Origin of the sequence: Nocardia testacea NBRC 100365, from assembly GCF_000308775.1 — a bacterium.
Classification (GTDB): Bacteria; Actinomycetota; Actinomycetes; order Mycobacteriales; family Mycobacteriaceae; genus Nocardia; species Nocardia testacea.
In genome coordinates, this window is record NZ_BAGJ01000041.1 from 1 (window position 1) to 12,000 (window position 12,000).

The following is a 12,000-nucleotide window of genomic DNA, read 5'->3' on the forward strand; positions in this document are numbered from 1 at the left end:
ATATTTCCCTTCAGGGGGCCCACATCGTGGGCCCCCTGAAGTCGTTTTCGAGGTTGTTTGTTTTCCGGCTCGCGCATCGGTCGCGAAATAGCCATCGAACATTCGAGGCCCATGAATTGCGAGGGAAAAGGCGACGGGCAGACCTCCGCTGTGATCGGTGCGCGGCGGTAGCGCCTAGACTCTGCCGGATGCGACTCGTGATTGCACGGTGCCAGGTCGACTACGTGGGGCGCTTGACCGCTCACCTGCCGATGGCCCGCCGGCTGCTGATGATCAAGGCGGACGGGTCGGTGCTCGTCCATTCCGACGGGGGTTCGTACAAGCCGTTGAACTGGATGAGCCCGCCCTGCTGGTTGGACGAGCGGCAGCCGGACGCGGCCGCCGCGCAATTGAAAGCGCTGTGGGTTGTCAGCAACAAGGCGGGCGAGGAACTGCGGATCGGGATCGAGGAGATCGAGCACGACTCCAGCCACGAGCTGGGCGTGGATCCCGGGCTGGTGAAGGACGGCGTGGAAGCGCATCTGCAGGAACTGCTGGCCGAGCACGTGGAAACGCTGGGCGCCGGATACAGCCTCGTCCGGCGGGAGTACATGACGGCGATCGGGCCGGTGGATCTGCTGTGCCGCGACGCGGACGGCGGAACCGTGGCCGTGGAGATCAAGCGCCGGGGCGAGATCGACGGCGTCGAACAGCTCACCCGGTACCTGGAGTTGCTGAACCGGGACCCATTGCTGACGCCGGTCGCGGGGGTCTTCGCGGCGCAGCAGATCAAGCCCCAGGCGCGCACGCTGGCCGAGGATCGCGGGATCCGCTGTCTGACCCTTGATTACGACGCCCTACGCGGGACCGAGAGCAACGAATTCCGGCTCTTCTAGACTTGGGGTCATGCCACGACGAAATCCGCGCAGCGCGCACTCCCGGGCGGAGCCGTCGCGGACCGGTGGCGGGCTGGGCGATGTCTACCGGCGGACCGAATCGGGGCCGGACGGAGACGAGTACGTCGTCCGTACCGTGCCGGGGGCGCGTGCTGTAAAACGGTACCGTTGCCCGGGCTGCGATCACGAGATCATGCCCGGGGTAGCGCATATCGTGGCCTGGCCGGCCGATGGTGGGGAGACCGACCGGCGGCACTGGCACGGAGGCTGCTGGAACGGCCGGTGGACTCGCGGGATCACCCGAAGGTGGTCGTAGACCTGATGAACTCCCAGCGGTGCGAGAAATACCCGCACTGCTGGTAGCTACCGGTTCCGGTAGGACCTGCCGGGTGGAACGCGGGATTCGAGGCATGGGCCGGGCTGTCGCCGCAGGCGCGCCGAACGGGGCGTAAGGAAGCCGCCGGATCGGCGTGTATCGCCCCGGAGGAGGCGCGGTCCCCTCAGATCGTTACCGACCGGTCGTGCGGGACTTCGCGTATCGCCGGGCTCGACGCCGAGGTTCGGTTGCGGAAGAGCGCGCGATGAGCAGCCGGGCTGATGCCCAGGATTCGATGGAAATGGTGGCGTAGATTCACCGCGCTGCCGAAGCCCGCATCAGCGGCTATGCGTTCCATGGTGTGGTCGGTGCTCTCCAACAGTAGACGTGCCCGGTCGGCTCGCTGGTGCAGCAGCCACTGTTGTGGACTGCTGCCGGTGCGTTCCCGGAAGCGGCGGGTGAACGTGCGTCGCGACATCAACGCGGTACGGGCCCACTCGTCCAGGCCGACCGGCACGGCCAACCGGGTGCTCGCCCACACCATGGCGCGTTCGATGGGATCGTCGTCGATGGCTTCGGGTACCGCCACCGGAATGAACTGGGACTGGGATCCACTGCGGTGCGGCGCGAGAACGAGACCGCGGGCGAGGTCGGCCGCGACGAGAGTGCCGAGGTCGGCGCGGACCACATGCAGGCAGCAGTCGAGAGCGGCGGCGACGCCGGCGGAGGTGATGACGTCGCCCAGGTCCGACCAGAGCATATCCGCGCGCACCCGTACTGCCGGGTGCGCGCGAGCCAGGTTCTCGGCGGCCGACCAGTGCGTGGTGATCTCCCGGCCGTCGACGAGTCCGCTGGCGGCCACCACCCAGGCTCCGAGGCACAATCCGACGATGCGCGCGCCCGCCGCGTGGGCGGTGCGCATGCTGTCGAGGAGGGGTTCCGGCGGGAGGGTATCGGGCAGCCAGCTCGGGATGATCACGATATCGGCCCCGGACATCGCCTCGAGGTCGTTCGGAACGGAGATATCGAACCCGGCCGCAGTGGTGAGCATGCCGGGGGTCTGCGCGCAGATCCGGACCTCATAAGGCCAATCGTCGGGTTTGCCGACGCCTGCGCGGCCGAACACCAGCGTGGGGACCGAGAGGTGGAAGGGGCTGATACCGGCGAAGGCGACAACCGCCACGGAGATCATGGCCTGATATTAGCGATATGTGCCCTTCGGGCCACTGTTGCGGATCGTTCCGGATACCGAGACTGATCTTCATGACGAACACGATCGCCCGCGGCGCCATCGAAATCCTGCATATCGGCGGCCCGACCCTCCGCTTCCGCTACGCCGGTCTGACCTGGCTGACCGACCCGACCTTCGACGCGCCCCGTGACTACCCGGGCCCGGTCACCCTGCGTAAACTCGACGGCCCGGCGGTGTCGCCGGAGCAGGTCGGCCCGGTCGACGTGGTTCTGCTCTCGCACGATCAGCACGCCGACAACCTCGATATCTCCGGCCGCGATTTCCTGACCACGGTGCCGACCGTCCTGTCCACCCCGGATGCCGCCGCGCGATTGGACGATGTCCGCGGCCTGCGGAACTGGGAGACCATCACCATCGGTGACGTGGAAGTGACCGGTACGCCCGCGCTGCACGGGCCCGAGGGTTGCGAACCGCTCAGCGGTGTCGTCACCGGATTCGTGCTGCGGGCCGCGGGAGAGCCGACGGTGTACGTCTCCGGCGACAATGCCTCGGTGGACGTGGTCCGCGACATCGTCGAGCGTGTGGGGCAGGTCGATATCGCGATAGTTAACGTCGGCGCGGCCAATGTCGGCCGGTTCGGTGATGCCGACGTGACCCTCAATGCCCGTACCGCGGTCCGGGCCGCGGAACTGCTGGGTGAGGCGGTGCTCGTCGCGGTGCACGGTGAGGGATGGGCCCATTTCACGGAGACTCTCGACCATCTGGGTCGCGCGTTCGAGTACGCGGGTCGGCGCGCGCAACTGGTCATTCCACCGCGGGGGCAGTCCGTCCGCGTGTGAAGAGGCCGACCGCGGTGGATCGGTCACATCACGGACCGCGTCTCGCGTATCGCGGTGAGGGGTGATCGCGTCGCCGTTCGGCGGATATGAGGAAGGCCGCCCCGACGGGGCGGCCTTCGGATTGATCTACGGTGTCGCCGTGTACGTTCCGACAGCAGCTCAGTGGCTGATGTCGGCGTTCTCGCGTTCTTCCTCGAGGATATCGTCGGAGTCGTCCTCGGAGCTAACCTCGGGGATGGCCTTCTGACGCGGGCCGTTCACAGACTTGTTGTTCTGACCGCTGCCGATGGACTTACGCGGCTGCTCGGGCACACCGTCGAGCAGTTCGCTCTCCCGGTTGACGGCCGCGAGCATGGCCGGCACCGAATCGAGCTGGCCGCGGATACCGAGCAGCTGGGCCAGGACCCGGCCGCGCAGGACGCGCATCTCCTCGGCCAGCTCCTTCGCGTGCGCGATCTTGCGCTCGGAGGTCTGGGTCGCCGAGGTGATGAGGCGGTTGGCCTCGTCGGTGGCGTCCTTGATCCGCTGGGCGGCCTCGGCGCGGCTGGTGGCCTCGAGCTCCTCCATGGCGCGGGTCAGCTTGGTGCGACGCTCGGCCATGGTGACCTCGAAGTCCTGCTGCGTGGCCTTGCGCTTGGCCTCGGACTCCTTGGCCAGACGCTCGGCGTCGGCCTGGGCGGCATCGATGATCTTGGCGGATTCGGTACGAGCATTCGCCAGCGTCTGCTCGTATTCGATTTCCAGCGCTTCGCGCTTTTCTTTGGTTTCGGCGAGCAGGGATTCGTATTTGCCGCGCATTTCGGTGGCCTGCTGCTCCGCGATGGAAACCATCTCGGCGGCTTCGGCCTGGGCGAGCGCGCGAACCTCGGACGCCTCGTCCGAGGCCAATCGCAACATGCGGGAGATGCGGTCGCTCATCCCCTCCGCGGTGGTCGGCGGTACGGACAGCCGGTCGACTTCCTTGCGGAGTTCGTCGATTTCGTCGCGGGCGTCTTCCAGCTGACTGGCGAGGTTCCGGGCCTGGGCGGCGGCGGCGTCGCGGTCGGTGGCGGTAACCCGCAACTCGGCATCGAAGCGGTCGAAATAGTTACGCACCTCGTCTTGCGCATAACCCTTGCGCACAACGGTGAAGGGCAGCGCAACGAAGCGATTGCGATCGGACTCGGGTGACGACATGGCCAACAAACTACAGCCTGAGACCTGCGCATGGTGAGCCGACCGGGAATGTTATCGGAGCGACTCCTTACAGCCCGATGTTGATACTAGTGCGTAACATTCGGATCCGGTTCCAGTAACTCGACCAGCACACCGCCAGCATCCTTCGGGTGGACGAAATTGATGCGGGAGTCGGCGGTTCCGCGTCGTGGCGCCTCGTACAGCAGGCGCATGCCGCGATCACGCAGATATGCGGAAACGGCTTCGATATCGGTGACCCGGAAGGCGAGCTGCTGCAGGCCCGGGCCGCTGCGATCGATGAATTTCGCGATGGTGGAGGTTTCGTCGAGGGGGGCCAGCAACTGCAGAGCAGTCGAATCGTCCTCGGCGGCGGGCGCGGACAGCATCGCTTCCTGAACGCCCTGTTCCTCGTTGACCTCCCGGTGGGTTTCGACCAGACCGAGGTTCTCCGCGTACCAGGCGACGGCGGTGTCCAGGTCGGGAACGGCGATCCCGACGTGGTCGACCGCGACGATGTAGTCGGCGGGAATGAATTCTGATGACGGGGTAGCGGTGCTCACCCTTCGAAAGTAGCGCGTTCCACCGTGCCGCGGTCGCGTACCCACCCGGATCCAGGTCAACAGAGGGCGGCTGCCGTCAAATCTTGACGAGGTGATCTGCGCATCCCTGCACGCCGATCCGGGAAGACCGCAAGCTACCGTGGAGTAGTCCGCACCGCGCGTCGCTATCGCGTAACGCGAGGATCGCGGGGTCGCACCGCGTGTTTCCGGCGGGATCGGGAACACGAAGGGCCGCCGGTCGTGGTGGTCCGTGCCCGCTCCCGGGCGTGGCGCGACCGAGCGCCGCAGGTACCGCCCGGAGGTCGAAACCATGAACACCGACAGTGTCGTGGACCTTCCCGGGCCGTCCGAAGCGCTCCTGCGCGCGTCGCTCGTCTTTCCCGGACCGCCGCTCCCGGTGATCGGGGCCCGCCCCGGTTGCGGAGCGACCGGGCGTCGAAGTGAAGAACCGGGGCCACGAGGGCCCCGACCCCGCGCCGCCGGAGGCGGCGTCGTAAACACAGGAGGCTCGTCGTGACCAACTCCGTGATCGTGGCCGGTGCGCGTACCCCCATCGGCCGGCTGCTGGGCGGTCTGAAGGATTTCAGCGGCTCGGATCTGGGCGGGTTCGCGATCGCCGCGGCGCTCGAGAAGGCCGGGGTCCGGGGTGACCAGGTCGATTACGTGATCATGGGCCAGGTACTCACCGCGGGTGCCGGACAGATCCCGGCCCGGCAGGCCGCGGTGGCGGGCGGTATCCCGATGGACGTGCCAGCGCTGACGCTGAACAAGGTGTGTCTGTCCGGGATCAACGCCATCGCGCTGGCGGATCAGCTGATCCGGGCCGGGGAGTACGAGATCGTGGTGGCCGGTGGGCAGGAATCGATGAGCCGCGCGCCGCATATGCTCGAGAAGAGCCGCGAAGGCTTCAAATACGGTGATGTGACCCTGCGCGATCACATGGCCTACGACGGGCTGCACGATATCTTCACCGATCAGGCGATGGGCGCGCTCACCGAGCAGCGCAACGACGCCGACCCGATCACCCGGGCCGATCAGGACGCGTTCGCCGCCGCTTCGCATCAGCGGGCCGCCGCCGCCTGGAAGAACGGGATCTTCGACGACGAGGTGACCCCGGTCGAGGTGCCGCAGCGCAAGGGTGATCCGGTCGTGGTGCGCCAGGACGAGGGCATCCGGGCCGATACCACCGAAGAATCGCTGTCCACACTGCGACCGTCGTTCCGCAAGGACGGCACCATCACCGCCGGGTCGGCGTCGCAGATCTCCGACGGTGCGGCCGCGGTGGTCGTGATGAGCAAGGCCAAGGCGCAGGAGCTCGGGCTGAGCTGGATCGCCGAGATCGGTGCGGCCGGTGTGGTGGCCGGACCGGATTCGACCCTGCAGGATCAGCCGGCGAACGCCATCGCCAAGGCGTGCGCCAAAGAGGGGATCGCCCCCGCCGATCTGGACCTGGTGGAGATCAACGAGGCGTTCGCGGCCGTCGGTATCGCCTCGACCCGCAAGCTCGGCATCGATCCGGCGAAGGTGAACGTGAACGGCGGCGCCATCGCGGTCGGGCATCCGCTCGGGATGTCGGGTGCGCGGATCGTGCTGCATCTGGCGCTGGAACTGAAGCGTCGCGGCGGCGGTATCGGGGCGGCCGCGCTGTGTGGCGGCGGCGGCCAGGGCGATGCGCTGATCGTCAAGGTGTAGACCGCCCGGTTTGTCTTGTGTGACCGGTGTGACCGGTTCGACTACGACACCGTGTAGTGGCTAGTGCACAATGGGGCGCATGAACTTCCTTGGTCTGCGTACCGTTGCCGGCAGGTTCCGCTTCTTCGCAGTGCTCGAAGCGCTGTCCTGGCTGGGGCTGCTGGTGGGAATGGCGTTCAAGTACCTGCCCGCGGAGGGCAACGAGATCGGCGTGAAGATCTTCGGGCCGGTCCACGGCGGCGTCTTCATCCTGTTCGTGCTGACGGCGCTGCTCGCCTCGCGTGAGCTCGAATGGAACTGGAAGACCACGGTGCTGGCGCTGCTGTCCAGCATCCCGCCGTTCTTCACGGTGATCTTCGAGGTGTGGGCCGTACGCACCGGCAAGCTGGGCGAGCCGAGTGCGGCCGGCGCCACCGAGTCCCCGCAGACCCTCGCGGCCTCCTCGTGACAAACTGGAACCTGTGACTCGACCAGCATCCCGCCGTCCTTCACCCGCCGTAGCCGCCGCCATGTCCGGGGCGGTGGATCTGTCCGCCCTCAAGCAGCCGCCGGCGGGGGCGCCGGCGGCCACCGGCGACCATACGGTCACCGAGGCGGATTTCGAGACCAAGGTGCTGCGCCGCTCCGCCCAGGTGCCGGTCGTGGTGGCGCTGTACTCACAGCGCAGCCCCGGCAGCATCGAACTGGTCCAGCTGCTGGAGCGGCTGGTGGGCGAGGCGGGCGGCGCGTGGGATCTCGCCGCCGTCGAAGCCGAGAGCAATATGCGGATCGCCCAGGCCTTCGGCGTCCAGGGCATCCCGACGGTGATCGCGGTCGCCGGCGGCCAGCCGCTGGCCGATTTCCAGGGCAACCAGCCGGAGGCACAGGTATCGCAGTGGCTGACCGCCGTCGTGCAGGCGGTGGAGGGCAAACTCGAGGGCGACCCGAACGCGCCACAGGAGCAGCCCACCGATCCGCGATTCGCGGCAGCGGAGGCCCTGCTCGAACAGGGTGACCTGGCGGGCGCGGAATCGGCCTATGAGTCGATCGTCGCCCAGGAGCCCGGCAACACCGAGGCCAAAGCGGCGCTGCGGCAGGTGAAGTTCCTGCGCCGGGCGCAGGAACTCCCGGAATCGGCGATCGCCACCGCCGACGCCGACCCCGGCAATGTCGCGGCCGCGCTCGACGCCGCCGATGTGGAACTCTTCCAGCAGCGACCCGAGGCCGCGTTCGATCGGCTCATCGCCCTGGTGGCCCGGACCGCCGGTGACGAACGCACCACGGTCCGAACCCGCCTGCTGGAACTCTTCGAACTCTTCGACCAGGCGGAACCGTTCGTGGTGGCGGCTCGCCGCAAACTGGCCACCGCGCTCTACTGAATCTATGGCGCCGCCTTCGGCGGCGCGGGGTCGAGGCTGTGTTTTTTGGCGCGCCTTCGGCGCGCGGGGTCGAGGCCCCCGAAGGTCCCGCCGTTCAGGCCTCGAGACTTGCGCCTTCGGCGCGGGCGCTTTCGAGGCCTGAACGGCGGGACGGGCCTCGACCCTTTGTGGGCCTCGCTGAACTCGGCACCGAGTGGGGCTGCCGTTTGCGCGGGCGGTCCCAAGCCAGGTCGGCCGTGCGGTCGAGTTGGCAGCCGATCCGGGGCATCGAATGCCGACGCACCTCGTATTCGTCGAGTTCGACGAGACGACCCCGGACATCCCGTTCCGGCGTTTCGCAGTTTTCGACTGGTGTCGGCCTGACAGAACTCGGTACCAGGGGCGCGATCCAGTAGCTATGGACGCAACGCTTCGAGGCGGCGGGGCACCACCGAATATCTCCGATCCTCGGGTGTGCTCGGGGCCTTTGGCGGATCGATGCCCGTTGGCCTCTCCTGTGCCCCTGCGGCTGTTCAGGGCCGCGGGGTCAGCCAGACGACGCTGAGCGGGCCCAGTGTGAGGGCGGCCGACGCGGGACGGTCGTGCCGGCTCACCGGGTCGGCGTGCACCACGCCGAGATTGCCCGAGCCGGTGCCGCCGTACTCGAGCGCGTCGGTGTTCAGGACTTCTGTCCAGTCCCCGGCCGCGGGCAGGCCGATGCGGTAGCCGTGGTAGGTGGCGCCGGAGAAATTGCAGATACAGGCCACCGTGCTGCCGTCGGCGCCGTGGCGGAGGAAGGCCAGGACATTGGACTCCCGGTCGTCGGCGGTGATCCACGAGTGGCCGCCGGGGGTGGTGTCCTGACTCCACAGCGCCGGGTGGTGGCGGTAGACCCGGTTCAGGTCGGCGACCAGCAGCTGGATACCGCGGTGCAGTGGGTTGCCGAGTTCATGCCAGTCGAGACTGTGGTCGTGCCACCATTCGCGGTAGTGCCCGAACTCCTGGCCCATGAACAGCAGTTGCTTACCCGGATGGGCCCACATGTAGGCGAGCAGCGCGCGCACCCCGCCGGCTTTGGCGAACTCGTCGCCGGGCATCCGGGTCCACAGTGTGCCCTTGCCGTGCACGACCTCGTCGTGGCTGATGGGCAGGATGTAGTTCTCGCTCCACGCGTACATGAGCGAGAAGGTGATCTCGTTGTGGTGCCAGGTGCGGTGCACCGGATCCCGGCCCAGATAGCCGAGAGTGTCGTGCATCCAGCCCATGTTCCATTTCATGGAGAAGCCGAGCCCGCCCACCTCGGTGGCGCGGGTCACCCCCGCCCAGGTGGTGGACTCCTCGGCGATGGTGACGACGCCCGGATACGAGGCGTGCAGGCTGTCGTTGAGCTCGGTGAGGAAGGCGACGGCCTCCAGGTTCTCGCGGCCGCCGTGGATATTGGGTTCCCAGCCGCCGCCCGGCCTGGCGTAGTCGAGGTACAGCATGGCCGCCACCGCGTCGACGCGCAGGCCGTCGATATGGAACTCCTCCACCCAGAACCGGGCGTTGGCGACCAGGAAGTTGCGCACTTCGGGCCGGCCGTAGTCGAACATGTAGGTGCCCCACTCGGGCTGTTCGCCGCGGCGCGGGTCCGGGTGCTCGTAGAGCGGGGTGCCGTCGAAACGGGCCAGCGCCCAGGCGTCGCGCGGGAAATGCGCGGGCACCCAGTCGAGAATGACGCCGATACCGTCGGCGTGCATACGGTCGACGAAGGCGCGGAAATCATCCGGGCTGCCGAAGCGTGCGGTCGGGGCGTAATACGAGGTGACCTGATATCCCCAGGACCCGCCGAAGGGGTGTTCGGCCACGGGGAGCAGTTCGACATGGGTGAAGCCGAGCGCGCGGACGTAGTCGCTGAGTTCGGTGGCGAGTTCGCGGTAGTCCAGTCCCGGCCGCCAGGACGCGAGATGCACTTCGAAGACACTGAACGGGGCTCGGGCCGGGTCGGTGTGGGTGCGGGCGGTGAGCCAGCTCTGATCGGTCCAGCGGTATCCGGTCTCGGTGACGACGGAGGCGGTGGCCGGCGGGAGTTCGGTGGCGAACGCGACCGGATCGGCGTGATCGGCGATCCGCCCGTCGGCCCCGTGGACCCGGTATTTGTAGCGGTCGCCGGGGGCGGCGCCGGGGACGAAAACCTCCCACACTCCCGACTTCCCGAGCGAACGCATCGGGAAGGTGCCGCCCTGCCAGCGGTCGAAATCACCGAAGACGGTGACGCCGCGGGCGTTCGGCGCCCAGACCGCGAAGGAAACGCCGGCGACCTCACCGTCCAGACCACGATAGGTCCGCGGATGCGCGCCCAGTACCTCCCACAGACGCTGGTGCCGGCCCTCACCGATGAGGTGCAGGTCCAGTTCGCCGAGGGTGGGCAGGAAGCGGTAGCCGTCGGCGGTCACGGTGGCCGGCCGGCGGGGGTGCACGGTGACGACGCGGTAGTCGAGGATCTCCGGGTACGGGAGCACGGCCGTGAAGATGCCGTGCCCCAGCGACTCCAGCGGATGATCGACCCCACCGACCAGCACCGACACCGATTCCGCGGCGGGTCGCAATACCCGTACCGCGGTGCCGTCGGGGTGCGGGTGCGCGCCGAGCACCGTATGCGGGTCGGGATGCGTGCCCGCGGCGAGGAGCAGCAGGTCGCGGCGATCCATCACGGCGTCACCGGAATCCGCGCCGGTAGGCCAGGGCGGCGCGGGCGTGATGGGGCACCGGGGGCAGCGCGATGATGTGGGCGACCGCGTGCGCGGGATCGAGTCGGATGTAGTTGGTCTGTGCCCAGTGGTACTGCTCGCCGCCGATCTCGTCGTGGACCACCGGATGGTCGTGCCATTCCCGGCCGATCGCGGGCAGGTCCAGCGACAGCATGCCCTGTTCGGCGGTGAACGGATTCAGGTTCACCACCACCAGAACCGCGTCTCCGGTGGCGGGATCGATTTTCGAATACGCGAGCAGGTTGTCGTTGTCGACGTGGTGGAAGTGCAGGCAGCGCAGCTGCTGTAACGCCGGATGCCGGCGGCGGATCTCGTTGAGCCGGGTGAGCAGCGGTTCGAGGGATTCGCCGCGGGCGCGGGCCGCGGCGAACGGGCGGGGGCGCAGCTCGTATTTCTCCGAATCCAGGTACTCCTCGCTGCCGGGGCGCACCGCCCGGTGCTCGAAGAGTTCGTAACCCGAGTACACCCCCCAGCTGGGGCCCAGGGTCGCGGCGAGGACCGCGCGGATCGCGAACATCCCCGGGCCCCCGTGCTGCAGGCTCTCGTGCAGGATGTCGGGCGTATTGACGAAGAGGTTGGGCCGGGCCTCGTCGGCTTTGGCGGCGAGTTCGGCGCCGAACTCGGTGAGCTCCTGTTTGTGGGTGCGCCAGGTGAAGTAGGTGTAGGACTGGCTGAAACCGCGGCGCGCCAGACCGTAGAGCCGGGCGGGATAGGTGAACGCCTCGGACAGGAAGATCACGTCCGGATCGGTGCGGCGCACCGCGGCGATCAGCCACTCCCAGAAATCGGCCGGTTTGGTGTGCGGGTTGTCGACCCGGAAGATCTTCACTCCCAGGCCGACCCAGTACCGCACCACCCGGAGTACTTCGGCGTACAGACCATCCGGGTCGTGATCGAAATCCAGTGGATAGATGTCCTGGTACTTCTTGGGCGGATTCTCGGCGTAGGCGATGGTGCCGTCGGGCAGCGTGGTGAACCACTCCGGATGCGCGCTCACCCAGGGATGGTCGGGCGCGCACTGCAGCGCCAGATCCAGCGCGACCTCCAGGCCGAGTTCCGTCGCCGCGCGAACGAAGGCGGTGAAATCGGCCTCGGTGCCCAGTTGCGGGTGGAATGCGTCGTGACCGCCCTCGGCCGAACCGATCGCCCACGGCGAGCCGACATCGCCGGGGCCCGCGGTGAGCGCGTTGTTACGACCTTTGCGGTTGATCCTGCCGATGGGATGGATCGGCGGCAGGTAGACCACGTCGAATCCCATCGACG

At 67.9% G+C, this 12,000-nt stretch carries 11 protein-coding genes; 6 read left to right on the plus strand and 5 right to left on the minus strand.

The features are described from left to right. The first annotated feature begins 188 nt into the window (after positions 1–188). On the plus strand, positions 189–875 hold the full coding sequence (gene nucS, locus ON38_RS05470) for an endonuclease NucS (RefSeq protein WP_030525509.1): 687 nt from the start codon (positions 189–191) through the stop codon (positions 873–875). 10 nt (positions 876–885) lie between these two features. Next, positions 886–1,191 carry an Rv1322 family protein gene (locus ON38_RS37390; RefSeq protein WP_083872290.1) on the plus strand — a complete coding sequence of 102 codons (306 nt, stop codon included), beginning with the start codon at positions 886–888 and terminating at the stop codon, positions 1,189–1,191. A gap of 184 nt (positions 1,192–1,375) precedes the next feature. Here ON38_RS37390 and ON38_RS05475 read toward each other — a convergent pair whose 3' ends face one another. Continuing rightward, on the minus strand, positions 1,376–2,383 hold the full coding sequence (locus ON38_RS05475; RefSeq protein ID WP_051164407.1) for a GlxA family transcriptional regulator: 1,008 nt from the start codon (positions 2,381–2,383) through the stop codon (positions 1,376–1,378). A 71-nt stretch (positions 2,384–2,454) separates the two neighbouring features. Here ON38_RS05475 and ON38_RS05480 point away from each other — a divergent pair, with 71 nt between their 5' ends. Next, positions 2,455–3,222: an MBL fold metallo-hydrolase gene (locus ON38_RS05480; protein ID WP_083872292.1), complete on the plus strand. Its 768-nt coding sequence runs from the start codon at positions 2,455–2,457 to the stop codon at positions 3,220–3,222. Positions 3,223–3,381: 159 nt separating this feature from the next. Here ON38_RS05480 and ON38_RS05485 read toward each other — a convergent pair whose 3' ends face one another. Both ON38_RS05485 and mce read right to left on the minus strand, forming a co-directional pair. Continuing rightward, positions 3,382–4,398: a coiled-coil domain-containing protein gene (locus ON38_RS05485; protein WP_039822873.1), complete on the minus strand. Its 1,017-nt coding sequence runs from the start codon at positions 4,396–4,398 to the stop codon at positions 3,382–3,384. A gap of 86 nt (positions 4,399–4,484) precedes the next feature. Continuing rightward, positions 4,485–4,958: a methylmalonyl-CoA epimerase gene (mce, locus tag ON38_RS05490; RefSeq protein ID WP_039822866.1), complete on the minus strand. Its 474-nt coding sequence runs from the start codon at positions 4,956–4,958 to the stop codon at positions 4,485–4,487. Positions 4,959–5,471: 513 nt separating this feature from the next. On the opposite strand from mce, the gene ON38_RS05495 reads away from it, so the two are divergent. From ON38_RS05495 to ON38_RS05505, 3 genes are all read left to right on the plus strand, one after another. Then, complete coding sequence (locus ON38_RS05495) at positions 5,472–6,650, plus strand: acetyl-CoA C-acetyltransferase (protein ID WP_039822867.1); 1,179 nt, start codon at positions 5,472–5,474, stop codon at positions 6,648–6,650. 79 nt (positions 6,651–6,729) lie between these two features. Beyond that, positions 6,730–7,098 (plus strand): DUF3817 domain-containing protein, encoded by a 369-nt coding sequence (locus ON38_RS05500; RefSeq protein ID WP_083872295.1) that lies wholly within the window; start codon positions 6,730–6,732, stop codon positions 7,096–7,098. Between the two features lie 61 nt (positions 7,099–7,159). Next, positions 7,160–8,008 carry a tetratricopeptide repeat protein gene (locus tag ON38_RS05505; protein ID WP_083872294.1) on the plus strand — a complete coding sequence of 283 codons (849 nt, stop codon included), beginning with the start codon at positions 7,160–7,162 and terminating at the stop codon, positions 8,006–8,008. A gap of 512 nt (positions 8,009–8,520) precedes the next feature. On the opposite strand, the gene glgB is transcribed toward ON38_RS05505, so the two are convergent. Continuing rightward, on the minus strand, positions 8,521–10,677 hold the full coding sequence (gene glgB, locus ON38_RS05510; protein ID WP_039822870.1) for a 1,4-alpha-glucan branching protein GlgB: 2,157 nt from the start codon (positions 10,675–10,677) through the stop codon (positions 8,521–8,523). Positions 10,678–10,684: 7 nt separating this feature from the next. Continuing rightward, positions 10,685–12,000 (minus strand): alpha-1,4-glucan--maltose-1-phosphate maltosyltransferase (locus tag ON38_RS05515; protein WP_039822877.1); only part of this gene is annotated, 1,316 nt, incomplete at its 5' end.

Bases quoted from the DNA above. Each gene is read 5' to 3' on its own strand.
- ON38_RS05475 (WP_051164407.1), bottom strand. From the start codon at position 2,383: ATGATCTCCGTGGCGGTTGTCGCCTTCGCCGGTATCAGCCCCTTCCAC.
- glgB (WP_039822870.1), bottom strand. From the start codon at position 10,677: ATGGATCGCCGCGACCTGCTGCTCCTCGCCGCGGGCACGCATCCCGAC.
- ON38_RS05485 (WP_039822873.1), bottom strand. From the start codon at position 4,398: ATGTCGTCACCCGAGTCCGATCGCAATCGCTTCGTTGCGCTGCCCTTC.
- ON38_RS05505 (WP_083872294.1), top strand. From the start codon at position 7,160: ATGTCCGGGGCGGTGGATCTGTCCGCCCTCAAGCAGCCGCCGGCGGGG.
- ON38_RS05480 (WP_083872292.1), top strand. From the start codon at position 2,455: ATGACGAACACGATCGCCCGCGGCGCCATCGAAATCCTGCATATCGGC.
- ON38_RS37390 (WP_083872290.1), top strand. From the start codon at position 886: ATGCCACGACGAAATCCGCGCAGCGCGCACTCCCGGGCGGAGCCGTCG.
- ON38_RS05500 (WP_083872295.1), top strand. From the start codon at position 6,730: ATGAACTTCCTTGGTCTGCGTACCGTTGCCGGCAGGTTCCGCTTCTTC.
- nucS (WP_030525509.1), top strand. From the start codon at position 189: ATGCGACTCGTGATTGCACGGTGCCAGGTCGACTACGTGGGGCGCTTG.